21 protein-coding genes are annotated in these 23,738 nt (G+C 50.0%); 9 read left to right on the top strand and 12 right to left on the bottom strand.

Annotation, left to right across the window (positions count from 1 at the left end; translation table 11 throughout):
* Positions 1–138 precede the first annotated feature (138 nt).
* Both ACYVB1_RS03155 and ACYVB1_RS03160 read right to left on the bottom strand, forming a co-directional pair.
* Entirely contained in the window at positions 139–1,491 is a 1,353-nt protein-coding gene (locus ACYVB1_RS03155) for a sensor histidine kinase (protein WP_460920476.1), read from the bottom strand.
* Positions 1,481–2,839 carry a sigma-54-dependent transcriptional regulator gene (locus ACYVB1_RS03160; RefSeq protein WP_460920479.1) on the bottom strand — a complete coding sequence of 453 codons (1,359 nt, stop codon included), beginning with the start codon at positions 2,837–2,839 and terminating at the stop codon, positions 1,481–1,483. The genes ACYVB1_RS03155 and ACYVB1_RS03160 overlap by 11 nt, the downstream gene beginning before the upstream one ends.
* Positions 2,840–3,185: 346 nt before the next feature.
* Between ACYVB1_RS03160 and ACYVB1_RS03165 the strand changes: the two genes are divergently transcribed.
* Together ACYVB1_RS03165 and ACYVB1_RS03170 are read left to right on the top strand one after the other, a co-directional pair.
* Positions 3,186–5,606 carry an ABC transporter permease gene (locus ACYVB1_RS03165; RefSeq protein ID WP_460920482.1) on the top strand — a complete coding sequence of 807 codons (2,421 nt, stop codon included), beginning with the start codon at positions 3,186–3,188 and terminating at the stop codon, positions 5,604–5,606.
* 197 nt (positions 5,607–5,803) lie between these two features.
* Positions 5,804–6,367, top strand: coding sequence for a retropepsin-like aspartic protease (locus ACYVB1_RS03170; RefSeq protein ID WP_460920485.1), 564 nt, complete (start codon positions 5,804–5,806; stop codon positions 6,365–6,367).
* A gap of 93 nt (positions 6,368–6,460) precedes the next feature.
* Here the strand turns inward: ACYVB1_RS03170 and ACYVB1_RS03175 are convergent, their stop codons facing one another.
* The 5 genes from ACYVB1_RS03175 to ACYVB1_RS03195 form a co-directional block, all read right to left on the bottom strand.
* Positions 6,461–6,895, bottom strand: a complete 435-nt coding sequence (locus tag ACYVB1_RS03175) for a hypothetical protein (RefSeq protein ID WP_460920488.1) — start codon at positions 6,893–6,895, stop codon at positions 6,461–6,463.
* Positions 6,896–7,083: 188 nt separating this feature from the next.
* Entirely contained in the window at positions 7,084–7,524 is a 441-nt protein-coding gene (locus ACYVB1_RS03180; protein ID WP_460920491.1) for a TerB family tellurite resistance protein, read from the bottom strand.
* Between the two features lie 202 nt (positions 7,525–7,726).
* Positions 7,727–9,121, bottom strand: a complete 1,395-nt coding sequence (locus ACYVB1_RS03185) for an MATE family efflux transporter (protein WP_460920494.1) — start codon at positions 9,119–9,121, stop codon at positions 7,727–7,729.
* A gap of 39 nt (positions 9,122–9,160) precedes the next feature.
* A complete protein-coding gene (locus ACYVB1_RS03190) occupies positions 9,161–10,528 on the bottom strand; it encodes a Gfo/Idh/MocA family protein (protein WP_460920497.1) in 1,368 nt (455 codons plus the stop codon).
* A 377-nt stretch (positions 10,529–10,905) separates the two neighbouring features.
* A complete protein-coding gene (locus ACYVB1_RS03195) occupies positions 10,906–11,238 on the bottom strand; it encodes a hypothetical protein (RefSeq protein WP_460920500.1) in 333 nt (110 codons plus the stop codon).
* A gap of 241 nt (positions 11,239–11,479) precedes the next feature.
* Between ACYVB1_RS03195 and ACYVB1_RS03200 the strand changes: the two genes are divergently transcribed.
* On the top strand, positions 11,480–11,848 hold the full coding sequence (locus ACYVB1_RS03200; RefSeq protein WP_460920503.1) for a hypothetical protein: 369 nt from the start codon (positions 11,480–11,482) through the stop codon (positions 11,846–11,848).
* A gap of 162 nt (positions 11,849–12,010) precedes the next feature.
* On the opposite strand, the gene ACYVB1_RS03205 is transcribed toward ACYVB1_RS03200, so the two are convergent.
* Entirely contained in the window at positions 12,011–12,730 is a 720-nt protein-coding gene (locus ACYVB1_RS03205) for an alpha/beta hydrolase (protein WP_460920506.1), read from the bottom strand.
* A gap of 257 nt (positions 12,731–12,987) precedes the next feature.
* Between ACYVB1_RS03205 and ACYVB1_RS03210 the strand changes: the two genes are divergently transcribed.
* Complete coding sequence (locus tag ACYVB1_RS03210) at positions 12,988–13,722, top strand: alpha/beta hydrolase (RefSeq protein WP_460920509.1); 735 nt, start codon at positions 12,988–12,990, stop codon at positions 13,720–13,722.
* 136 nt (positions 13,723–13,858) lie between these two features.
* Here ACYVB1_RS03210 and ACYVB1_RS03215 read toward each other — a convergent pair whose 3' ends face one another.
* The 4 genes from ACYVB1_RS03215 to ACYVB1_RS03230 all read right to left on the bottom strand — a co-directional run bounded on the left by ACYVB1_RS03215 (position 13,859) and on the right by ACYVB1_RS03230 (position 19,140).
* Entirely contained in the window at positions 13,859–14,815 is a 957-nt protein-coding gene (locus tag ACYVB1_RS03215) for a YihY/virulence factor BrkB family protein (protein ID WP_460920512.1), read from the bottom strand.
* A 276-nt stretch (positions 14,816–15,091) separates the two neighbouring features.
* The gene (locus ACYVB1_RS03220; protein WP_460920515.1) at positions 15,092–16,159 is read right to left on the bottom strand and encodes an AI-2E family transporter; all 1,068 of its coding nucleotides are present in this window, start codon (positions 16,157–16,159) and stop codon (positions 15,092–15,094) included.
* Between the two features lie 285 nt (positions 16,160–16,444).
* Positions 16,445–18,097, bottom strand: coding sequence for a SulP family inorganic anion transporter (locus tag ACYVB1_RS03225; RefSeq protein ID WP_460920517.1), 1,653 nt, complete (start codon positions 18,095–18,097; stop codon positions 16,445–16,447).
* Between the two features lie 38 nt (positions 18,098–18,135).
* On the bottom strand, positions 18,136–19,140 hold the full coding sequence (locus tag ACYVB1_RS03230; RefSeq protein WP_460920519.1) for an L-threonylcarbamoyladenylate synthase: 1,005 nt from the start codon (positions 19,138–19,140) through the stop codon (positions 18,136–18,138).
* A 112-nt stretch (positions 19,141–19,252) separates the two neighbouring features.
* Between ACYVB1_RS03230 and ACYVB1_RS03235 the strand changes: the two genes are divergently transcribed.
* The 5 genes from ACYVB1_RS03235 (at position 19,253) to ACYVB1_RS03255 (ending at position 23,489) form a co-directional block, all read left to right on the top strand.
* A complete protein-coding gene (locus ACYVB1_RS03235) occupies positions 19,253–19,528 on the top strand; it encodes a hypothetical protein (RefSeq protein WP_460920521.1) in 276 nt (91 codons plus the stop codon).
* A gap of 117 nt (positions 19,529–19,645) precedes the next feature.
* The gene (locus ACYVB1_RS03240) at positions 19,646–20,851 is read left to right on the top strand and encodes an amidohydrolase family protein (protein WP_460920523.1); all 1,206 of its coding nucleotides are present in this window, start codon (positions 19,646–19,648) and stop codon (positions 20,849–20,851) included.
* Between the two features lie 245 nt (positions 20,852–21,096).
* Complete coding sequence (locus ACYVB1_RS03245; RefSeq protein ID WP_460920525.1) at positions 21,097–21,588, top strand: hypothetical protein; 492 nt, start codon at positions 21,097–21,099, stop codon at positions 21,586–21,588.
* 194 nt (positions 21,589–21,782) lie between these two features.
* Positions 21,783–22,940: a zinc-dependent alcohol dehydrogenase gene (locus tag ACYVB1_RS03250; RefSeq protein WP_460920527.1), complete on the top strand. Its 1,158-nt coding sequence runs from the start codon at positions 21,783–21,785 to the stop codon at positions 22,938–22,940.
* Positions 22,941–22,952: 12 nt separating this feature from the next.
* The gene (locus tag ACYVB1_RS03255; RefSeq protein WP_460920529.1) at positions 22,953–23,489 is read left to right on the top strand and encodes a hypothetical protein; all 537 of its coding nucleotides are present in this window, start codon (positions 22,953–22,955) and stop codon (positions 23,487–23,489) included.
* Positions 23,490–23,738: the final 249 nt, after the last annotated feature.

Genomic DNA, 23,738 nt, shown 5'->3' on the forward strand with positions numbered 1-23,738 from the left:
ATATTGGGCTTTGTAAATATAGGGAAGAAGCTTCACTTCATCATACAAACGCTACTCAAAACACGCTGCTTTCACCACACAAAAGGCAGAAAACAGGGCACAGCGCCAGGTGTGGTATTAAGTGAACATGATCAGCTGTTAAGGAAACCGCAGGATAAAAACGGTGCCCACACCTTCTTCTGATTGCACCTGGATGGTGCCGCGGTGCAGCATCACAATTTGCTTGCAGAGGCTCAGGCCGATGCCGCTGCCTTGCTTTTTGGTGCTGAAAAAAGGAATGAAGATTTTTTCCTGCACTTCCCTGGACATACCTGCGCCATTGTCGGCTACTTTGAGCACTATTCTGCCGTCCCTGCCGATGTGGGCGGATAAGGTGACTTCGGGTTCAGGGGTATCCTTTACAGCTTCTATGGCATTCACCAGCAGGTTAATCAGGACCTGGTCCAGGAGATTGGGATCGGCTTGCAGGGAAACTTGCTGGTCCGGCAACTCAATGTGCAGCTGAATCTGCTTTTGTGCGAGCGTGGGCTGCATGAGGCGGTGCAGGTTTGCGAACAGTTCCCTGATGTTAACCTCTGTTAAATTGAGTGTAGTAATTTTGCTCAGGTTGCGGTAAGTCTGGGCAAACTTGAGCAGGCCTTCGCTTCTTCTTTTGATCGTGCCAACGCCCACTTCCAGATCCTCGAAGTCCTCGGTGGTGGCGCCTGTTACCACAGCCTCTTTCAGGCGGTTTTTCAGAGTGTCGGCCAGGGAGGAAATGGGCGCAATAGAATTCATGATTTCGTGCGTCATCACGTTCAGCAGCTTTTGCCAGGCCTGCGACTCGGTTTCGTCCAGCGCTTCGTTCACATTCTGGAAAGCCACCAGCTTGAATTTGTTCCCGTTGCTTTGCCAGGCTGTTGCCGACAGCAGCAATTTCAGGTTGCTCTTGTCCAGCTGGGCTGTATGGGCAGTGGTTATTTTGGTTTGACCGGGCTGCAGGTTCAGTACCTCCGCGTACAAAAGCTGCTCTCTTTTTTCCAGGTAATGGACCGTTTTCATAAACGGAACATGCAGCAGCTTTTTGATGGCTTCATTCATCAGGAGCACCTCTCCGCTGTCCTGGTCGTAGGTCAGGATGCCGGTGTCCACCACTTCCAGTATCTTCTGCAGGTGCTGGTGCTGCGTTTCTTTTTCCCGGTTAATGCTCTTAAAGGTGGTGTTGATTTCGTTGAAACCCTTCCGCAGCGAATCAAGCAGGGCAGAGTCATGCTTCTCGGCAAAGTACCTCGAAAAGTCGCGGTAATGCACCGATTCCACAAACTGGTTCAGTTCTTCCTGCGCCTGCTTCAGAAACCGGATAAGCTCAAACACCTGGTACAGGATAAGCGGCACCAGGAAAACCAGCGTTTCCGGCCAGCCCTTCACAATCACAAGGGCAGGGGCGCTTAGGGAGATGCACAGCAGCACTACCCGTAGAATCAGCTTTCCTTCAAAGTTCCTAAATATCATATTTGCCCAGTCGCCGGTATAATGCTGTGCGCGTAATGCCTAACTCCTTGGAGGCCCTGGACAGGTTGCCGTTGTGTTTTTCCAGTACCCGCAGGATGGTCGTTTTTTCCAGCTCCTCCAGGTTTGTTTCCTGTGGCATGACTTCCGTTGCCGGGGCTGCCTCTATGGGGGAGAAGATAATATCCCCTGCCTCCAGCACGTTCTTATCCGTCATAATAACTGCCCGCTCTATGGCATACTGCAGTTCCCGCACATTGCCGGGGAAATGGTATGCCTTCAGTTTCTCCAGCGCCGGTTTAGACAGTTCAGGAGCAGGTTTCATGTACTTGTTAGCATACACCGTAATGAAATGCCGCGCCAGCAGGAGTACATCATCCCCGCGTTTTCGGAGCGGGGGAATCATAATTTCTACAGTGTTGATACGGTAAATAAGGTCCTTGCGGAAGCGGGCTTCATTGGCCATTTCTGTCAGCGACACGTTGGTGGCACACAGCAGGCGCACATCAATGTCTACAGGATCGTTGGCCCCTACGCGAATCACCTGGCGGTTTTGCAGCACACTCAGCAGCTTCGACTGCTGGTGCAGCGAGATGTTGCCGATTTCGTCGAGAAAGATGGTACCCCTGTGCGCTGCTTCAAAACGCCCGGCGCGGTCTTCGCGTGCATCGGTAAAGGCCCCTTTCTTATGGCCGAACAACTCACTCTCGAACAGTGATTCGGTCAGTGCGCCCACATCCACCTTGATAAAGGGTTTGTCTGCACGCAAAGAGTACTGGTGAATGGCTTTGGCAATGAGTTCCTTGCCCGTTCCGTTTTCACCCAGTATCAGGATGTTGGCATCGGTTGGAGCCACTTTCTTTATCTTGAAGAAAATGTCCTGCATGGCCTCAGACTCGCCTAATAGTTCTGAGCCTATCACGGGCGTACTTTCGCCGGGGGAGGAGAGTTTAGAGCCGTTGCCTTTTTTGCTGATGGCTTCCTGGATGGTGGACAGCAGCTTTTCGTTATGCCAGGGCTTCACTACAAAATCATAAGCCCCTTCTTTCAGGGAGCGGATGGCCAGGTCAATGTCGCCATAAGCGGTGATCATGATAACGGCAGCCCCCGATTTAAGCGCCTTTATCTTCTTAAGCCAGAAAAGTCCTTCGTTGCCGGTATGGATGGAGCTGGCAAAGTTCATGTCCAGGAGAATTATGTCAAAGGCATGGTGCGCCAGCAGCGATGGGATGTGCTCCGGATTTTTCTCCGTTACTATCTCTTTTACCTGCGGCCGCAGCAACAGGCGGACAGCCGTGAGTACATCGGGATCGTCATCGACGACAAGAACAGAAGCCTTCTTTAATTGCATAAACGGATGTGCTATAGGAGCGAAAGAAACTATAATTATGCCATTTATACAACAGGCTGAATATGAAGCAGAAGGGAGGATGCGCGAATGTGGAGGTGTGCAAAATCGCACACTTGCTGCGCGCTTTTGCACACCCTGTAGCACTTATTAAACTGTAAAGCGGTGAAAAACAAATAAATAGGGTTTTGGCACTTGTTCTGTTTAGCTGGCACAGGAAAGCAGTGATTAGCCTTTAGGGCAGCCTTCACTTGAAGTGGCAAGCCCGGAAGGTAATAGGGCAGCTCTGAAAGATAAATTCCTGTACCGGGGCCTTGCTACTTGTGACTTAAAACTTAATTTCAGCTATATGTTCAGAAACTACTTTAAAATCGCTTATCGCAACCTGTTCCGGCACAAAGGGTTTACCTTTATTAACATTGCCGGCCTGGCCCTGGGCATCACAGCCTGCCTGCTGATTGGCTTATTCGTGTATGATGAGCTGCAGTACGACAAATTTCTGCCGGAGGGGGAGCGGGTATACCGTGTCAACAACGATATTTCGGCTGAAGAGGCTGGTACCATTTTAGCAGTAGTGCCTCCCGCCTTCGGGTCTACGTTAGAGCAAAGTATTCCGGAGGTGGAGTCCGTTGTACGTATCCTGATGCTGCAGTTTGATGCCAATAACCTGGTGGAGGCCGGGGATAAGAGCATTTACGAAAAAGGCCGCTTCTATACCGACCCAACCTTTTTTGACATATTCCAGCTTCCTTTTATTTACGGTTCTCCTGAAAAGGCCCTTGCCGATCCTTCTTCCATTGTTATCTCTGATGAATTTTCAAAGCGTGTGTTCGGCGACACGGACCCTGTTGGGAAGGAGTTAACGGTGAACAAAGAACCCTTTATTGTAAGAGGGGTATTCGGTACAACAGAACGCTTCCATTTACCTGTCAACTTTGTGCTTCCTTTGGCAGCCGCCCAGATACCTGCAGAAAGGATGAAAAGCTGGGGTTGGCAGCAGTTTTATACTTATGTTAAACTGGAAGAAGGAGCTAACCTGGCTGCAGCCGAGTCAAAATTCAGGGACATTGTTGCACAGCAGATTGATGAGGCGAGAAATGAGCCGTTCAGATACCGGCCTTTTCTGCAACCCCTTCAGGAGGTGTACCTTCATTCCGCCGGGTTTAAGCACGACCAGTCAATCAAGGGCAACATCACGTATGTGCGGGCGCTCAGTATCATCGCCGTTTTTATCTTGCTTATTGCCTGCTTTAACTTTGTGAACCTGGCTACTGCCAAGTCCATGAAAAGGGCAAAAGAAGTGGGGGTACGAAAGGCGATAGGAGCCAGCCGGGGCCAGTTAATGTTGCAGTTCCTGGGAGAAACAATTCTGCTGACGCTCATTAGTGTTATCTTTTCTGCGGCTCTCACGTCCTTGCTGTTGCCGTCGCTGAATGAGTTTACAGGCAAGGAAATGAGGTTCAATGTGTTTGCGGAACCAGCTCTCCTTGTTTTGCTGCTGCTCCTGACGCTGGTTGTCGGCATTCTGGCGGGTCTTTACCCGGCCATGGTTTTGTCTGGCTTCAAGCCTGTAACCGTTTTAAAAAGTGCGGTTGTGGTGGACAATAAAGCCGGAAGCATACAGTGGCTGCGACACGGGCTGATTGTAGTACAGTTTGCCCTGTCTATCTTCCTGATCATCAGCGCCGGAGTTGTATACAAGCAGGTGACTTACCTGCACAACAAAGACCTTGGCTTTAACAAAGAGCAGATCATGTTCTTCCAGATGAGGGGAGAAAATATGTTCAGCAACTACGAGACATTCAAAAACGAAGTGCTGAAAGGGCCAGGCATAAAGGGTGTGTCGATTGGCTACGGTTTCCCGGGTGATGCCACGGCAGGTGACGGGATCAAGGTGCCTAAAAACGGGGATCAGGTGCCTTTTTCTACTGCCATGCTCATGGTAGACTTTGATTACATTAACACGCTGGATGTGAAAGTGGTGGCAGGAAGGCCTTTCTCCAGGGCCTTTAAAACAGATGCTGATCAGGCTTTCATGATAAACGAGACGGCTGTGAGAGAGCTGGGGTACGGTACACCGGAGAAAGCGCTGGGCCAGACCTTACTGTGGCCAAGATGGGATGCGCCTGATTCCTTAAAGGAAGGCAAGATAGTAGGTGTTGTAAAAGACTTCCATTTCAAAAGCCTGTATGACAAAATGGACCCCACTGTGCTGCAGATTTACCCGGGTGCTTACCACAAAGTAGCCGTGAAAATGGGCGCTGGAAACATTGCGGGCTCCATAGAGCATGTAAAGGAGGTTTGGGACACCTTCTCGCCGGACTATCCTTTAGAGTATATTTTTATAGATGATAATTTCCAGAAGATGTACAGGGCCGAAGATAAGTTAAAGACCCTGCTGACCATTTTTACTGCTATTGCCATTTTTGTTGCCTGCCTGGGCCTGTTCGGACTGGCGGCCTATGCGGCAGAACGCAGGAAAAAGGAGATTGGTATCCGGAAAGTGCTGGGTGCCGAAACATCCTCCATCGTTACGTTGCTGTCAAAAGACTTTCTGAAGCTGGTTCTGGTGGCCGCGCTTATTGCCTTTCCGCTGGCCTGGTGTGCCATGCAGGAGTGGCTGCAGGATTTTGCTTACCGCATTGATATACCCGTGTGGGTGTTTTTGGCAGCCGGTATAGTAGCCGCTCTGTTGGCCTTTGTTACCATCAGTTACCAGGCCCTGAAAGCCGCCGCAGCAAACCCGGTCACGAACCTGAAAATGGAGTAAAGGACTTTCCGCAAGAGCTACACTTACAGGTAGCTCTTGTGGTTTTTTAGCGGAAGCTTGAGCATTACAATAGAATTTACCCCTTTTTGAAACGATTTCTGTACAGTTGCGCTTCATATAGTGGTGAGTATGTGGCTGGTTTTTAACCAGTAGAACTCGCGCTTTTAAACAAGTAGCATGTCTGGAACAGGAATAATATGAGCAAAACTTTCTTCTGTTTTATAGTGGCTCTGGTTGCTGTGTTAGCAGCCTGCGAGGCACCACAGCCGGACTCCGGCATTACAGCCGATACGCCAGGCGAGGCAAGTTTGGCTACCAATATCAGTTTAGATGAGTTACTCACGCAGCACCAGGAGTATGAGCGAATACAGTTGAAGAGAATGCCATCCGGACATCTGCAAATGCAGGTTTTCCTGAATGGTGTGCGTGGGAACTTTATTCTGGACACCGGCGCAGGAGCTACCATACTAGAGGAAAAAAGAAAGTCTGCGTTTCACTTAACGTCCCGCAAATCAAACAAAGTGGTGACAGGAACAGGAGGTGGCGCCATGGGCATGCAGCTGTCCGTCGGCAATAAGATGGAGATAGGGCAGCTTGAAATCGAAAACTCTCCCATTTACCTGGTCAGCCTGGAACATGTGAACAAGGCTTTCCAGAACATGAAGCTGGAGGAGGTGGACGGTATTATTGGCGCCGATATTCTGTCTGCCAAAAGAGGGGTAATCGACTACACCAACCTTGTGCTGTACCTGAGGAAGTAATATAAGATTCGTATCTATTCCATCAAGCTACCCGCTGTACACACCTGCTAAGCAACCTTGAACGATCTCTATTAGCAGGCTCTCATGCTGTTTTTAGTTACTCCTTCGCCCTTTTCCCTGCTTTTTCTTTCTGGCTTTATTCCGTTCGTCTTTTATCTGCTTGAACTCCTCGTTAGAGACTGTTACCGTATAGGTTGCTTCCGTTAGAATGGTAATGCCGGCATCGTAGTCATAGTCCAGGGTGAGGGTGAGGAGTTTGTTCTCGTTGAACTCGTATTCGTCGCCTACTTTATCGTACACGTTAAACTCGTATTCTCCTTCCGCTACCTGCTTTGCATTGGCAAGCGACAGGCAGTCGCCTGTAAGAATGAGGGGCGTGTCCAGTTCATCCACAAAGTCAAAAGGCTGGTAGTATTTGCCGTCTTTTTTGTGCGTAATGTATTCCACCGTGTTAAGGTGTACAGCCACATCACTGTTCCTGCTGTCTCTGCTGTTCCTGATCTGGCGTATGTTGCCTGTTAGTTTCATGGGCTTATGTTTTCCCTTCGCTTCCGGTCACAGCGTGGCAAAATGGTTGCCATGGCGGGTGCTGTGCTTCCGGAAGCCGGAAAGATGAATTCTGTTGCAAGGTACGCATACGCTTTGACTAAACCAGCCTGCCAGAGGGGGAGGAGGTGAAGCGGCTGCATAGAAATCTGGCAGAGGTCCGCCCCGGGTTAGTCTTTAAAGTGGCTTAACCTTTTGTCTACTATTGTCTTCGCGATTGGGTCCTCTAAATCGAGCGCAGAAGATATATAGCTGATGAGTTCTTCTTCTTTGCTGGCTAAAACACCATCGGCAAGCACCAGTTCTATTGTCAGGGCAAACAGGTCGTATTTCTTTTCAGGCGATATGTACTCCACGCTATTGTCGATCAGCTGTTTGCTGCCAATCCGGGCGTGCGCCAGCAAAACGGATTTATAATACTCCCGCACGTTGTGCCCCTCAAACAGGGGTTTGTAAGCCAGCGTCTGCGCCAGCTCTTCCAGCTCTTCGTCTGCTACATCTTCATCTACTGCAATGCACGCATGCATAATGGCAATCCAGGCTTCCTGCTCATTCTGGGGGGTGTAAGAAACTGTTGTTGCTTTCGTATACTTTTTGTCAAAGATTCCCATTTAATTTGCTACTCCTCTTGGTTTTGTTGATTTTCTACTACAGCTGATAATTGGCAAAGGTTGCGGCTAAACTGATTATTTAAAGGTGGTGCAGGCGGTATAAATGCATTTAAGCTAAAGTACATCACGTCAGGAGAGTGCATGAAAACAGCTGATGGTGCAATCGTACCAGTTTCAGTTAACCGGAAAGTAATAAAAGCAATCAGACACTCATTACCTTCCACTTACCCTGCCGGAACAGCCACCAGCTCACCAGCGCGTGCAGAGAATGACAGAAGGCAATGGCAATGAATATTCCGGTAGCTTCAAAACCAAAGGACACAGCAAGCAGGTAGGCGAGGGGTATTTCCAGTATCCAGAGTACCACGATGTTGATAAGGGCGGGTGTACGGGTATCGCCGGCCCCATTAAATGCCTGCACCATCACCATCCCCAGCCCAAAGAAGATATAGCCCAGGGTAATAATTTTCAATGCTTCTGAGGCTACTTCCACCACTTCGGTCTCTGTTGTGAAGAAACCCGAAAGGTGCTCTCCGAACAGAACAAAAATAACAGTGAGGGCAGCCATGAAATTGACATTATAGCGGGCGGTCAGCCAAACAGCCACTTCTGCCCGCTTTGCTTTCTGTGCTCCCAGGTTTTGCCCCACCAGGGTAGCTGCCGCTGAAGAAAGGCCCCAGGCAGGCAGGATAGTAAAGATGATGATACGGAAAGCAATGGTATAGCCAGCCAGTGCATGGCTTCCGAACTCGGCAATAATCCTTGTCAGGAAGATCCAGCTGGCGGAATCAATCAGGTATTGGCCCATTCCGCCGGAAGAGACCTGCAGGATACGCTTCACCATAGCCAGGCGAATCACCAGGTTCTCCCTCCCAATCCGGAGCAAATGCCGGCCGTTGAGCAGGTGATAAAGCTGGTAAACAACTCCCAGGCTTCTCCCGGCTGTTGTGGCCCAGGCAGCTCCCTCGAGTCCCAGCCCGTTGATGTTGCCAATCCCGAATATCAGGATGGGGTCCAGCACAATATTAGCCCCGTTTGCAATCCAAAGCGCGCGCATGGCCAGGTGTGGTTGCCCTGCTCCCCGGAAGGCACCGTTTACCATAAAAAGGATGATGATGGCGATGTTGCCGGCAAAAATGATCTGAGTGAACCGAATGCCACTCCTGATAATTTGTGGTGCAGCACCCATCAGGGCCAGTATTTCCGCCGCAAAGAAAGTGGCAAGGACACCCATGAGCAGGGCTATCAGGCTCCCTGTCACTAAAAGCTGATAGGTAATGTTGCCTGCTTCCAGATAGTTCTTTTCACCGATGCGGCGCGATACCATGGCGGTTGCCGCAATGCTGATTCCCATGCCAACAGCATAAATGATCATCAGCACCGATTCTGTCAACCCTACCGTGGCCAAGGCATCGGAGCCCAGTCTCCCCACAAAGAAGATGTCTACCACAGCAAACAAAGACTCCATCACCATTTCCAGGATCATCGGAATGGCCAGCAACAAAATGCTTCTTTTAACACTCAGGGTGGTATAGTCCTGTTCTTTGCCCTTTACGGCAAGCCAGACGAGGGGCCAGAAATCTTTGAAACTGTTCATGCAGGAGGGCTGTCTGATGACCGGCTATGGAACCTGGCGCTATACTTTTGTTGCATCCGGGTGAACCCAGGGTAGCCTGTAAGGCCGTTGCAACAAGGCCGTCGCCTCCGGATCACCTTTTACTTCCTGCCGAACGGGGTCGTACACGAGGGGCCGGCCCAATGCCATGGAGAGGTTGGCCAGGATGCAGCTGGCCGTAGAGATATGGCCTTCTTCAATATCGGCTACTGGCCGGCTGCCTTTATCGATAGCCGCCAGAAAGTCCTGCATGTGCCGCCTGGTTGCCGGCGCGGCATGCAATTCGATACCTTCTTCTTTTAAATCCTCCGGGTACGTTTCCTTTTCATAGAGGGCATCGCGGTGTACTTTTTCTCCGCTCTCATCCACAGGAATAAAGTCATATTGATGCGGGCTGGCTAACAAAGTGCCTTTCTCACCATAGATGGTCAGCCCCCAGGGATAATCAGGATTCACAGGAGTGCCCCAGGTACGGTGCTGCCACACACAGTTGAGTCCATCATACTCGAAGGTAGCGGTCTGGGTATCGGCCGTGTTTGCCGCCCCTTCTTTCTGAACATAAATTCCACCGGTGGAGTGGATGCGCTTTGGCCAGCCGAGCTGCAGCATCCAGCGCGCAGCATCAAACATATGGATGCACATATCGCCGACAATCCCGTTACTGTACTCCATATAGTTGCGCCAGCGGCGGTGGGGCAGTCCGTCGTAAGGGCGAAGCGGTGCAGGGCCAGCCCAAAAGTCATAATTCAGGAAATCAGGTACAGGTTGCTCTGGTGGGTTGGCATTGCTGCGCATGTGGTAGTAGCAGTACATCTCGACATGCGACACTTTACCGAGCAGCCCGGCATCGATGATGTTCTTTTTAGCTTCGATAAGGTGAGGGGTACTTCTCCGCTGTGTACCCACCTGCACCACGCGGTTGTATTTGCGGGCAGCGGCCAGCATGGCTTCCCCTTCCAGCACATCCACACTGATTGGCTTTTGCACGTAAACGTGTGCGCCGGCTTTTATTGCCGCGACAGTGGGAAGGGCATGCCAGTGGTCGGGGGTGCCGATCAGCACAATATCAAATTTGTTATCGGCCAGCATTTTCCGGTAGTCCTCGTAAAGGCGCGGCTTCCGGCGCAACTTCTGGCGCTCGTTTACAAGAGATGCCGCCTCTGCCAGCATGTTTTTATCTACATCGCAAAGCGCCACCACCTCTACCGGGGCAACCTGCATCAAACGGAACAAGTCGCTTTTCCCGTACCAGCCTGTCCCGATTAAACCGACACGCAGTGTTTTAGCCGGGTTGGCAAAGCTTATTCCGTGCGCACCCAGCGCTGTGAGGGCTAGTGTGGCTGTTGCACCTTTCAGAAAACTTCGGCGGTTGATTGGGAGAAATGGCATGGCGTAGGAAGGTTGATTACAGTTTATGTGTCAGTGTAATTTCTGTGTTATTCCGGAACCTGCAAGGGTTATGCTGGCTCATGCTGCTTTATGCTAAGCCGATCGAAGCTTGTCCGAAGCAGTATTTAAAGCAATATAAAAATATTCCGGATTTTATGGGCCTCCCCGGGAGGAATTCATGCGCCTGCTCAGTTGCTATGCCTCGCGGGGAGGCAATGCAGTAACAGCAGTTCTTATTTGAGCAGGTGAGAAAATTTCTCTGTCGGATGATGAAGGGTGTGTGCATGAGAAGTGTTAAGAATGCCGGAAAAGCAAAAACCCGGGATGTCCCGGGTCTTATTATCCTTAACCTAATGTGCTTTAAGTCTTGTAAAGATTTACTCTTTTTCGTTACCTAAGCCTTCGTTGCTTTTATGCCCTTTCAGCGTGCTGGCGTTTGGCTGGTCCGTACGGAACTCTTTGTCAGTGCTGTCTGCGCCGCGGGATGTAGTTGTCAGGTTCGTTTGGTTGCTTTCTTTATCCGGACTGTCTCCTCCTGGTTTTGCACCACCGCCATGGCCCTCACGGCTTGGCTTGTTTTCTCCGCGTGTGTTTTCGGCGCTGCCACCGACAGGTCCGGTTATGTCGCCTGGCTGCTGCCCGCTCACGTTTCCACCTTTTCCTGCATGACTTTTCAATTCGTTGCTGATGTTATCTTTATTGTCTGCCATAGTTTTCTTCTTGTCTTTATTGATACATGTTATAATGCTTACATCCGCTTCTTTCTGCGCTTGCAAGCACTATGTTGTACGGACAAAACAAGGACTAAGGTTAGAAAAGCAAAAAGTGAACCCTGATATGCTAATATAGTTAGCAATATCTGCTGTAATTATACTGCTAAAGTAACTATTATGGATCTTTTGCGTAAATAATTAGCAAATAGTTTAACTGATAAGCTTTAACCTGAATAGTATGAAACTGAAGATAGATGAAAAGCCCTTTTTGCCTAACGGCCGTCATGTGGTACAGATCACAGAAGTGGAGGAGGGCAAAAGCGAAAACAAGGAGGTGCCTTTTATTAACTGCCGCCTTGAAAATGAAGATGGATTTGTAAACCAGCGTTTTTACCTGAGTGAGCCTGGCCAGCCTATTCTGGCTTCTTTCCTGAAAGCAGTGGGTATTGAAAAAGCGGAAGTGGATTCAAAAGAACTGAAAGGTAAAACACTGTCGGTAGAGGTGGAGGAGCGTTCGTACGAGGATGCAGATGGCAAAGAAAAAACCATCAAGCAAGCTACCCATTTTCAGGAAGTGGGCGAGGCAGATACGTCAGACAGGTACTGAGAAATTAACCACAGATATAAAAAAAGAGGAGTTATGTGCTCCTCTTTTTTTATATCTGTGGTCGTGCCGTCAGAAATGGAGATGGTAATTTTTAGGAGTAATTACCCTGGTAAAGCAAATACATGTTCACTAGTCCGCCCGGAGGCTTCCAGAAAAAGACTGCTACTCGATGCGGGAAAGCAAGGCGGCTAATTCCTGCTGATAAACCGGGTTTTCATTCATCCCGTTGTGCCCCTGCCTCTCCAGTAGAATCACCTTGTCTGCAGGCTTCAGGTGCGCTTTCAGTTTTTCTGAGGAGCCGGCATAAATTATCTCATCCTGCATGCCGTGAAAAATCACAACAGGAGCCTCTGTCTTTTCCACGAAACGGAATGTTTCGAACTTATATTTTAGCAGGAAGCCCGGCACAAAAGGGTACAGGTTCTGCATCAGGTTCCCGAGGCTATAATAGGGAGCCTGCAAAAGTAGTAGCCGGGGCTTGTTGACCGAGGCCAGCATGGCTGCCGGGCCTGTTCCGATGGAGTAACCAGCTATGATAATGCTTTCTTCGGCATATCTTGTTTTTAAGACATCATAAGCTGCCTGCACGTCTTCGTACAATTGCTTTTCGCTGCTTATTTCCCCTTCACTTTTGCCGTAACCACGGTAATCCAGTATAAAAATATCGTACCCTAAATCAGTATAGGTTTTGGCTATCCAGCCCCATGAGTCCAGAGAACCGGCGTTGCCATGTAAATAAAAGAATAAACCCTTTGGCGAAGCAACTTTAAAGAGGACCCCATGCAGCCTGGTGCCATCTTTTGCAGGAATATAGACTTCCTCGAACTCCTGGCTGAAATTAAAAGCATAATCCTGGGGTAGCTTCTGGGGAAAGAAAATCATTCGTTCCTGCTGAAAAGATAAAAGGCCCATGAGCAAAACATATAGTAGTAAAAGAAAAATGGCACAAAACAGGATAGACTTAAGCAAGATCGTACATCATTTTGGTGTAACAGGTGGTGTAGTATACGTGCCGGTTTCATTAAAGCAGGTACTGTTCCTAATTAAAACAACGAAGGAAATCTCTGGGATTTTAAGTTTTGTACCTTGCCCATAGGCGCACATTCTTATGTTTTTTCCCGTAAGTGTATACATGTTTCTTGTACAAAAAAGAGGAGGGAGGCAGGATGCTGGAAAGAGCGAAGTATAAATCAGGACGTTTAACCACAAGGCCGGTCCAGACTGACAGGCAAACTGAATTCAAAAAGGGGGTACAGCGGCTGGGACTCGACAATAAGAAGGATGGTTTTATTTACATTCCGGCTGGGTATGATAACTGCCGACCTGCCGCGCTTGCTGTTATGCTGCATGGTGCAGGAGCGCCTGCTGAGCAAGGCCTTTCCCTGCTTCAGCGGTACGCAGATAAGAAAAACATCATTCTGATAGCACCTGCTTCCCGGTCTTACTCCTGGGACATAATTGCGAGCGATGCCTTTGGCCCTGATGTTATTTTCATAGACCAGGCGCTTGCCCTGGCTTTCGAAAACTATTTAATAGACTCTGCGCACGTGGCCATCGGGGGCTTTTCAGATGGTGCTTCGTATGGGCTGTGCCTGGGTTTGACGAACGGAGACTTGTTCACGCACATCATTGCCTTCTCACCGGGTTTTGCTTATACCCTTGAAAAGAGCGGAAAACCTGCCGTATTTATGTCTCATGGTACCCATGATGCTGTACTGCCCATCGACCCCTGTGCCAGGCGCATTTTACCGCAACTACAGCGGCAGGGCCTGGAGGTGAACTATACAGAGTTTGAAGGAGGGCATGAAATTCCGACTAACATTTCTGAAAGTGCTGCGGAATGGTTCACCGGGAGTGGCAACACTTCTCTTTAGTGGTTAAGGAGCCAGGTAAGAGCCGGCACCAGGGGAACAGGCGCTTCAGTTCTTTTGAAACAGCTGGTAAAAAGAAGCCGCAGCCGGTACAAAAACCGCTGCGGCTTCCTGTAAAATGAAGGCTTGCCTGCGTCCTTTACTTCTCTTCGCCATCTTCTGCCACATGGTCGGCATGGAAGGCACCGCGATTTCCCATCGGTTCTTCCTTTCCAACTGTTGTGTCTTTGGCAGTTTGATGTTCCATCTCAGAATTGATTTCTGCACCCAACAGAATAATAAAGCTTGTCAGGTTAAACCAGAGCATCAGGATGATGACAGCAGCTACAGAGCCATACATCTCATCATAACTACCGAAGTTGTTCACGTACCACGAAAAAAGCAGCGAACCAATAATCCACAGAACAGTGGCGATGGCAGATCCCCAGCTCACCCATCTGAACTTCGGGTTGTCTCTGTAAGGGGCAATCTTGTAAAGTAATGAAAGTCCCAGCATCACAATGGCTGCCAATATCACCCATCTGCCTAGCTGGAGAACAGTTTTCAGCCCATCCGGAAGGCCCAGACTGTCTATGATGGCAGGAAAGGCAACCACCAGTAGTACGGCAAGAGTACCGAATATAATGCCCCCCAGCGTGAAGAGTAGCGTAATCCCGTTCAGTTTCAGGAAACTTCTGTCATTCCTTTCGTCATAGGCAATGTTGATTCCCTCGAACAACGACTTTGTACCGTTATTGGCAGACCACAAGCTCAGGAGTATACTCAGTATGACGCCCCAACCCAATGCCGTACCAGAGGATTCTGCAATGTTCCGCAACCTATCTGTGATGATTTGCTGTGCTTCCTGTGGCAACACCGTGGTAAGCTGCTCCATCTGCTGCTCTACTTCTACCGGGTCCATCACCAGGCCGTAGATAGAGATAGTGGCGGTCAACAAGGGAAAAACAGCCAGGAAGAAGTAGAATGCCACCCCGGCTGCCACTATGCTGATGTTGTCGGTGCTCAACTGGTCTTTTACCCTCAACATCACTTCTTTCCATCCTTTGCCGGGAATATCACTAGGTTTTTCGGCCGCTCTTCCTTTTGTGTCTTTCATTTGCCATTTGTATTTTGATATACGCTATAAAACGGAGTGCAATTCTGTTGGTTGATGCCTTTAGCTTTATTTTAGAATAGAACTACGGCTTTTTATGCCTGTCAAACCAAAAACAATGGGGCGAATGGAGGGCGCAATTTGAAATTCATCGCAACAGGTACAGGACCTTTCCTGCCACTTTTAAACTAGCTGAGCGGTTTACGTCCGGTAGAGAAGAGACAGGCAAAGGTACTGGTTGTCAGGCTGGGCCTTTCAAAACATCATCACAGCTGAAAGCTAGCCGGAGGGACTTTTGGATTTTTCCTCTTTACCGAGGATATACCCAAAATGATTTAACCGGGGTATCCGGTCAAAAATTACTTTCAGGCTGGCGAACAAAGGAACAAACAGGATCATACCGGCTACCCCCCACAGGAGGTTGCCCAGTAAAATAACCATGATAGTAGCCAGTGGGTTTAATTTAACTTTTGAACCGGTAATGTAGGGCGTCAGCAGGTTTGCTTCCAGGAGCTGTGTTACCATAAAAAAGATCAGTACCAGAACCGGGTACCAGAGGGAGTCTTTTGTCAGGAAGGCGAACGCAATAGGAAACGCAATGCCAAGGAAAGACCCGAAATACGGAATCACGCGCAGCAGGGCCGTAATCATGGCAAACAGGATGGCATGCTCAATACCAATGGCCCAAAAGCCCAGCGCATACACCACTGCTAAAGTGGAAATAACGGTCAGGGTGCCTTTCAGGTAATCATGTATGATGATGGAGATCCGGGCGAGCATTACCCGCGACTCCTTTCTGCTCTCGAATAAGCGGAGGCTGACGAAAAAGTTCTGAATCCGCCGATGGTAAATCATCAGGAAGAAAGTGTACGTCAGCACAATGAAAACAAAGAGCAGGATGAAAAGGCCCTGCATTATAATATCACGGGCACTTTTGAACGCGGCTTTTGCAATATCCGGCTTTTTCTCCTCTATTATTTCTTCCTGCTCATGTTCCGTTATATCTGTGGTCTGATACAGAAGCCGTTGGAGCCTGTTTGTTTTTTCCTCTACCCGCTCTTCTAAGCGGGGCAGGTCAGACTCAAGTACCCCCACCTGGTAAGACACCAGCGCACCCAGGGCCACGATAACAGAAAGCAGCACCAGGATGGAAACCAGTGCTGCTGTAGGCTCTTTCAGGTTGTAGCGCTGTAGCCTTTGTACCATCGGGTAGAGCAGCATGGCAAAAAAAGCAGCAATCGCTATCGGTATAAGGAATGTTTTACCCAGGTACAGGACGAGGCATATCAGCAGCACCGAAAGTAAACTTTTATTGAACCGGCCGAAATGGATGTTTTTAGTATGCATATTTGAAGAGAAGAAACGCAAAAACGGGAGCAATGTTCAACCAACAAAGGCAGGTTCGGCACGGGGAAACATGTTTCTCAGGAGTTAATGCCGGTAGAGAGGAAAAAACAAGGTGATAGGAAGGGCACTCAGCATTTACACCAGGGGGAACGGAGAAAGAATATCAAACACATAGGGAGTACATAAGAGAAGCTTCTTTAGGTCAGAGCGGGGGATGCTGGAACAACAAACGCGAAGGCAGTTCTTCTTAGGAAGAACTGCCTTCGCGTTTGTTGTTCTGCTGCCTTAAGCAGCTACATTTTCTTTTCTCAGGTGCTGCACTTTTACCCGGGCTGCGAGCGGGTGACGTGAATTCGGTTTGTGGCCATGCAATCCGGAAATCTCCAGCCATCCTCCCTGCGCCATGTACTCCTCCCGGTACTGGTGCAGGTGCTTCATCACGGTATGGTCTACCACCACCGTTTCAGAGAAGTCGAGCACCAGGTGCTTCTGACGGGGGAGGCTATCCAGAAACTTCTTCAGGGTAATGTAGTTGCTGAACACAGCCCCATCTGAAAAGGCAACGTGCAGATAGTCGTTATCTTCGTGCTGCTGAAGTACAATACCGGGCTTGAATACACTTTTGAGGGGGAGTCCCTTCAACAACAGGATGAGCAACTCAGCAGCTATACCTGCCCCTATGCCCACCAGCAAATCAGTGGAAAGGGTGAAAACAATGGTGATGAGGAAGATAAGCAGCTGCTCCCAGCCTTTGTGAAACGTCTGAATAAAAGTGCTTGGCGAAGCCAGGCGGAAGCCGGTGTAAATAAGCATCGCGGCCAGTGCGGCAAGCGGTATCTGATGAATCAGGCCAGGGGCAAAGGCCACGAAAACCAGCAGGTAAAGCCCATGAAAAAAGTTAGCCCATCGGGTCCTGCCTCCGTTGTTCACATTGGCAGAAGAGCGTACAATTTCTGAAATCATGGGGAGCCCACCTACCAGTCCGGCCAGTGTGTTGCCTATGCCCACACCCACCATGTCGCGGTTCAGGTTCGATTTGCGTTTATAAGGGTCCAGCATGTCCACTGCTTTTGTGCTCAGGATAGTTTCCAGTGAACCTACTACAGCAAACATAATGATGTACTTGATTGAGGTACCTGTCAGCAGCTGCGAAAAGTCCGGGAAGGTTACCGCGCTCAGCAGGCTCTTAGGCAATGTTACCAGAAACTCAGGCCCGATGCTGTAGTTGTGCTTATCCAGGAAAAGGTAAGTGTGGCTGTGTGCCAGGTCAAACAGGTGCCCCAGCGGAATTGACAGGAGTATGACCAGGAGAGGAGCAGGCACCCGCTTCAGGTACTTGTTTTTCAGGAGCGGGAAAGAAAAGAGGAGGAGCAGGCTGGTGATGCCGATGATGGCTATCTGAGGGTTGAGGTTGGCTAAACCGTGGGGTATTTCTGCCAGCAGTTCCAGGGGCTCTTTGCCTGCAGGCTTCACACCCACCAAAGTGAAGACCTGTTTCGAAATAATGATGATACCGATGGAGGTCATCATGCCGCTAACGGCAGCTGCCGGGAAAAAATCCCCGAGCACGCCGCTCCGCAGCAGGCCGAAAACAATCTGAATGACGCCTGCCACCACAATTGTGGCCAGGGCCAGTTTATAGCCCAGCAGGGCATCTCCCTGGCCCAGTTCTTCCACAGCTCCCAGTGCAATCACAATCAGTCCTGCAGCCGGTCCTTTTATCGCCAGCTCAGAACCACCCAGAAAGCTGACAACCATGCCGCCGATAATGGCAGTCAGAATGCCCGCCACAGGCGGAAAGCCACTGGCCATAGAGACGCCCAGGCAGAGGGGCAGGGCAATCAGAAACACCAGGAAGCCGGAGAGGGCGTCACTCTTCAGGTTTGCACGCAGGCCAGCCAGGCCACTGGCGAGAGGGGCTGTTTTTTGTTCGTTCATTTATCTGTTTTTCTTTTAGGTTTCTGGTTATGGGGGTGCTAAAAATTTAAGTTTTCAGCCGCCTGGGCAAAGGACCCTGCCGTTGTTTTTCCGGATGCTTTTTTCAGTCGCTCATTCATCGTTTTTCCAAGGCCTACGTCAGGAAGTTTCTCTGCAAGAATAAAATCCAGGTTCATAGCATCCAGCTTGTGCAGCGAGTGGTACAGGTTGCGGGCAGCTTCGTGCAGGTTGGCAGCAGGTGATAGCACCACCTGATGCTGTTCCGGAAAACGCTCAATGGTTTTGTGAAAAGTGATGATGCCTGTTGATCCAGGGTCTGTTTTTTCCAGTAAAGCCTCCAGCCTGTCGGTCAGGTAGAGCGGTGTTCTGGGTGAATAGTGATAGGGCAGCATTCCGGGGGTGGCAGGCCTGCTTCCGGCTTGCTCGTGCATTTTAACCGGGCCTGCCACTTCTTCTATTTCCTCGGGCGTAATGGCCCCCAGGCGGTAGACAACAGGTTGGCCCTGCTCGAAACCTACAATTGTGGACTCCACTCCCTGCAGGCAGGGACCACCATCCAGTATGTAGGGTATTTTATCTCCTATCTGCTGCTGCACATGCGAAGCGCGTGTCGGGCTGATGTAGCAGAAAGGGTTCGCGCTTGGTGCTGCCAGCGGAAAGGGTAGCGCCTGCAGTAATTCCAGTGTTAAAGGATGGTCCGGAACCCGGATGGCCACATGCGGGAGTGATGCCGTGATAATTGCCGGAATGTTCTCTTTTTTAGGGAGCAGCAAGGTTAAGGGGCCCGGCCAGAACCTTTCCATCAGTTTCTCCGCAACCGGTGGCACAGCAGTTACATAATTCTTTAACTCGTTCCTGTGTTTGATGTGGACGATCAGGGGGTTATAGTGCGGCCTGTTTTTAACCCTGAATATTTCTGCAACGGCAGTCGCATCAAGCGCATTTGCTGCCAGTCCATAAACCGTTTCAGTGGGTATGGCCACCAGATTTCCCTCAGAGAGAAGCCGACTGGCATTTAAAACATCTTTACCTTTAGAAGCCATCAAACGAAATTGTAAAATACAGACTGATTGTATGTTCCTGATGGTGCAAATATAAACTGCTATTGATATTAGTTTTTATTTATACTTTTAATACAATTCATAAGCAATGTTTATGATACTCTTGTTTCTTCAGTTCTGCATCTTTGGAGAGGGGGAGCGCGCAGAAGCATTCCGCAGGCTGCCGCTAAACTGCACATGGCACAGCCTGTCCTTTCTTTTCAGTCAAAAAAAGCACCTGCAGCACAAACTTGAAATGCATCACCGGGAGAAAGGTGCCGGTATACAGTCCAGGTTTAAGCAGTACATGGACAGGCTTCAGGTGGTGCCGAAAGTAAAGTTAAGGAGAACTCCCACTGAGGCGGTACAGCAGACTCTCATAGCAGGTTAAGGGATACCCGCCCTGTCCCTCTTCAGGGACTTTGTGAGCTGTTGCTGTAGCTGTAGATGCTGGTTTAATCCTATGTTTTTGCGTGTGCGTAAGCCAATAAGAAAAAGCGGGAGAGCGATGGAAAACAAAATAATAGACAAACTAGCCGGGGATTTTGAGAAGAACCCAACAGATGTAGTGCTGGGCGGGGAGGCGAAGGAACTGATACAGAAAGCCTATGAAGGCGTGCCGGACGGAATAATCTTTGATTACCATGCTCATATGCTGGGCTTTGGAACAAGCGGTTCCGGTATCTGGGTGAACCCTGAAATGGACAGCTTTCTTCATCCGGAAGATAAAACAAAGCTACACGTTTACATCAGCGCTTCCGGCATTGAAGACCGGGAGAAGGCGGACGAACAATACCTGCAGCGGTTCCTGAACCTTATCGGCGACCTGCCTTACCCTTCTAAAACATTTGTGCTGGCACTGGATAAAAGCTATAACACAGACGGCACTGAAAACCTGAACAACACAAAGGCATATGTGCCAAATGAGTACGTGATGCAGGTCTGCCAGCAGAACCCCAGGGTGTTCAGCCCCTGCATTTCGGTGCACCCTTACCGCAAAGATGCGCTGGAGGAGCTCGAAAAATGGGCAAACCGTGGTGTCAGAATGGTGAAATGGATACCTAATGAAATGGCGATTGATGCCTCCAGTCGCGCATGCGAAAGCTTTTTTGAAAAAATGGTGGAACTGGACATGGTGCTGCTGACGCATACCGGAGATGAAGATGCCCTGAAAGTGGTGGGCCTGCAACACCTGGGTAACCCACTGCTGTTTATCAAACCCCTGGACATGGGCGTTAAAATCATCATGGCGCATTGCGCAGGACTGGGTACAAACCAGGCCTTTGACAGGGAGGACAAGCCGATGGAAAAAAACTACAAGCTGTTTCTCCGCCTGATGGAGGAGCCCCGGTATGTAGGGCAGCTGTGGGGCGACATATCAGGCCTTGTGCAAATAAACCGCTCTGGTGAACCGCTGAAAGCTATATTAGAGCGGCAGGATATCCACCACCGCCTTATCAACGGGACCGATTACCCTTTGCCAGCCATCAATTCAGTTGTGTCTACCAAAGCCCTGGCGCAGATGGGCTACCTGGAACAGGAGCACGTGGCCCCGCTCAATGAAATTTACAGCAGAAATCCACTGCTTTTTGATTTTGTGTTAAAGCGCACGCTTCACCACCCCGACGATAAAACGCTGCAGTTTAACCCGCTCATTTTTGGCGAGCAGGATGCCCTTTCTTACCTGAATGAGGCCGTAGCCGGTAGTATCTAACCAGAGCATCATCCAACACCGGCCTTGTGGCGGGCCGCCCAGAGCGGTTATAGCAGCCTGCTTTACAAGACAAAAAGCCTTGCTGCCATCACGGGCAGCCGGGTGGTGGCGGAACCACAGGCTTCTTAAAGCGTAGACTGATAGCATCAATTTCTGCGAAGAACACCTGCAGGAGCAGCGTGCGGTATATACAAAAACATTTAAAAGCCCCGGACAGAAGGCAGCGGGGAAAGGAGAAAACAGACATGACAGCAAAGGCAGTACTATATGGGATGCTGGCGGGAGCCGCGGGAGTGGCCGCCATGACCCTGGCAGAGAAGTTAGAGCAGCAGTTAACAAAGAGGCCTGACTCTTATGTGCCTGCCCATACACTGGAGCGGCTTTTGGGTCGCCCGCATAAACCAGACTCAGAAAGGCTGGGCTTTAACTGGGCTATGCACTGGGGGCAGGGCATCCTGATGGGAGCTGTACGTGGGCTGATGGCTGAAAACGGTTTTCGTGGTCCGGTGGGATCCTTTATGTTCACAAACCTGCGCCTGCTCTGCGACCAGAGCCTGGAGAATGCGACCGGGGTAGGAGCGCCTCCCTGGACGTGGCCAAAAGATGAGCAGGCAATTGACTTGCTGCACAAGGCAATTTACGCCTTTGCCACAGGCGCTGTTGCCGACATGCTTATTCAGGGGCCATACCGCCATCCTGTGGCGCGGGTGGGCTGGACGGTAGGAGAGCGGCCTTAGACACTACCCTGGTTCTTTTGAGGCACCACAGAAAATAGCGCAAACCTCCCTTTACATAAACCAGTTGCTGCGTAGGGGAGTATGCATAAGAGCACCTGTTTGCAGGATAAAAAGCCTGTGCAGTAGGCAGAACTTTAGTGAAATGAAAACTTATTATTTTATAATGTCACACTTAACCTTAAGAAAATAAACTTATGCTGGCAATGAATTACCGGGGGCCTCAGCGGGTCCGCCTCGATCGTGATAAACCAATGCCCGAGATACTGCATCCCCAGGATGCCATTGTTCGGGTTACCCGCTCCTGTATTTGTGGGTCTGATTTGCATTTGTACAATGGCAATGTGCCTGATACCCGGGTAGGGGAGACCTTTGGCCATGAGTTCATAGGAGTGGTGGAAGAAATCGGGCCTGATGTGCACAAACTCAAAGTAGGAGACCAGGTAATCGTGCCTTTCAACATAGCGTGCGGCCAGTGTGTTTTCTGTAAGCAGGAAATGTACGGAAACTGCCACGAAGCCAATCCACAGGCCACTGCGGTTGGCGGTATTTTTGGCTACTCGCACATTGCCGGCGGTTATAACGGCGGGCAGGCCGAGTATGTACGGGTGCCTTATGCCGATGTCAGTCCTACTGTGATGCCCAAGGACATGCACCCGGATGATGCGGTGTTGCTGACGGACGTGGTCCCGACTGGCTACCAGGCTGCCGAGATGGGTGGTATTCAGAAAGGAGATACCGTGGCTGTTTTCGGAGCAGGCCCTGTGGGTATCATGGCGGCTAAAAGTGCCTGGTTGTTCGGGGCAGGCCGCGTCATTGTGTTTGACCAGGAGGAGTACAGGCTTGATTTTGTTCGGAAATTTGCGCAGTGTGAAGCATACAATTTCAGGTCGATAGAAGATCCGGTGGTGTTCATGAAGAAAACAACTGACTCGCTGGGAGCTGATGTTTGTATTGATGCCGTTGGTGCCGAGGCAGCGGGCAGCGCCCTGCAGACAATTACCGGCAGAAAAACGCTGATGCAGGCGGGTTCTGCCACAGCGCTGCAATGGGCCATCAACTCCGCGAAAAAAGGAGGCATTATCTCCATTGTGGGGGTGTATGGCCCAACGCTCAACCTGGTGCCGATTGGCAACGCCCTGAACAAAGGGCTTACCATTCGCGGAAACCAAGCATCGGTGAAACGCCTGTTGCCTAAAATGATTGAGCACGTGCAAAACGGTGTATTCAGCCCCAGGGAGATGATAACGCACCATTTCCCTTTAGAAGAAGTGGCCGATGCTTACCGCATTTTCTCAGACAAACTGGACAATTGCATCAAACCCGTTCTTGTTCCACCATCAGCTAGAATCTAAAGGAGGACTATCATGAATAACAAAGCAAAAGAAAACGCAAACATAGAAGAATGGCGCATCGAGGCACCTGCCACGGCAAAAGACTACGCACATATTAAAGGCTGGGGCATAGATGCAGACCCGAAGAACGACCCGACTTACCCCATGCGCAACCGCAGCAACGACACCAAAGACGGCTATAGCTGGAAGAGACCGCCGCAGCAGCCGGTAAACATCGAAGTGCTGCATTCTATTGAGCGCCCCAACGTGACGGCCGTCTTCGGTACGGCCATGCCGCCAACAGGGCTGAGCGGCATGCTCCGGCGTTATGCCTTCCGGTACGGAGAAGGAAGTTTTGGCCATTGGTTACCCCTGTTACTGGCAGACCGCGTTAACGTGGTAGAAGGTGTTGTGGATGACCTGAAGAGCGGAAGAATGCCCAATATATGGGCCGAGAAAGGCATGAACGCCAAGTGGAAGTACAACAAAGCCGGCATGTTGCAGAGCCTGGTGGTGGGAGCCGTTGTCGTAACCGCAGCCGTAATGCTGTTCCGGAAAGAAGAAGATTAGGTTTAGCGGAACCGGCGGTAAAAGCACCTGGGAATGCAGCTGCGCCTCTTGATTTATTTGATAACCGACATGACAGTAAAAAGCTAGATGCTCTTTCCAGTTCGCCTGTACGGGCAGTACATGTCTTTGACATGACGCAGGAGGCACCGCATGAGAAGTTTATTTGCTCTCTTTGCTGTGCCTCCTGTTTTGTTCTGTATCGATGATTGGCCTGTCATTCCGTCTGCAGCACTTATAGGGGTGTCACTT

Source organism: Pontibacter brevis (assembly GCF_054779655.1).

Excerpts from the sequence above, each read along its gene's own strand:
- ACYVB1_RS03160 (WP_460920479.1), bottom strand. The coding sequence starts at position 2,839 with ATGCAATTAAAGAAGGCTTCTGTTCTTGTCGTCGATGACGATCCCGAT.
- ACYVB1_RS03220 (WP_460920515.1), bottom strand. The coding sequence starts at position 16,159 with ATGCATACTAAAAACATCCATTTCGGCCGGTTCAATAAAAGTTTACTT.
- ACYVB1_RS03230 (WP_460920519.1), bottom strand. The coding sequence starts at position 19,140 with ATGGCTTCTAAAGGTAAAGATGTTTTAAATGCCAGTCGGCTTCTCTCT.
- ACYVB1_RS03235 (WP_460920521.1), top strand. The coding sequence starts at position 19,253 with ATGATACTCTTGTTTCTTCAGTTCTGCATCTTTGGAGAGGGGGAGCGC.
- ACYVB1_RS03255 (WP_460920529.1), top strand. The coding sequence starts at position 22,953 with ATGAATAACAAAGCAAAAGAAAACGCAAACATAGAAGAATGGCGCATC.
- ACYVB1_RS03190 (WP_460920497.1), bottom strand. The coding sequence starts at position 10,528 with ATGCCATTTCTCCCAATCAACCGCCGAAGTTTTCTGAAAGGTGCAACA.
- ACYVB1_RS03195 (WP_460920500.1), bottom strand. The coding sequence starts at position 11,238 with ATGGCAGACAATAAAGATAACATCAGCAACGAATTGAAAAGTCATGCA.
- ACYVB1_RS03240 (WP_460920523.1), top strand. The coding sequence starts at position 19,646 with ATGGAAAACAAAATAATAGACAAACTAGCCGGGGATTTTGAGAAGAAC.
- ACYVB1_RS03225 (WP_460920517.1), bottom strand. The coding sequence starts at position 18,097 with ATGAACGAACAAAAAACAGCCCCTCTCGCCAGTGGCCTGGCTGGCCTG.
- ACYVB1_RS03200 (WP_460920503.1), top strand. The coding sequence starts at position 11,480 with ATGAAACTGAAGATAGATGAAAAGCCCTTTTTGCCTAACGGCCGTCAT.
- ACYVB1_RS03185 (WP_460920494.1), bottom strand. The coding sequence starts at position 9,121 with ATGAACAGTTTCAAAGATTTCTGGCCCCTCGTCTGGCTTGCCGTAAAG.
- ACYVB1_RS03155 (WP_460920476.1), bottom strand. The coding sequence starts at position 1,491 with ATGATATTTAGGAACTTTGAAGGAAAGCTGATTCTACGGGTAGTGCTG.
- ACYVB1_RS03205 (WP_460920506.1), bottom strand. The coding sequence starts at position 12,730 with ATGATTTTCTTTCCCCAGAAGCTACCCCAGGATTATGCTTTTAATTTC.
- ACYVB1_RS03250 (WP_460920527.1), top strand. The coding sequence starts at position 21,783 with ATGCTGGCAATGAATTACCGGGGGCCTCAGCGGGTCCGCCTCGATCGT.
- ACYVB1_RS03165 (WP_460920482.1), top strand. The coding sequence starts at position 3,186 with ATGTTCAGAAACTACTTTAAAATCGCTTATCGCAACCTGTTCCGGCAC.
- ACYVB1_RS03175 (WP_460920488.1), bottom strand. The coding sequence starts at position 6,895 with ATGAAACTAACAGGCAACATACGCCAGATCAGGAACAGCAGAGACAGC.
- ACYVB1_RS03170 (WP_460920485.1), top strand. The coding sequence starts at position 5,804 with ATGAGCAAAACTTTCTTCTGTTTTATAGTGGCTCTGGTTGCTGTGTTA.
- ACYVB1_RS03215 (WP_460920512.1), bottom strand. The coding sequence starts at position 14,815 with ATGAAAGACACAAAAGGAAGAGCGGCCGAAAAACCTAGTGATATTCCC.
- ACYVB1_RS03245 (WP_460920525.1), top strand. The coding sequence starts at position 21,097 with ATGACAGCAAAGGCAGTACTATATGGGATGCTGGCGGGAGCCGCGGGA.
- ACYVB1_RS03180 (WP_460920491.1), bottom strand. The coding sequence starts at position 7,524 with ATGGGAATCTTTGACAAAAAGTATACGAAAGCAACAACAGTTTCTTAC.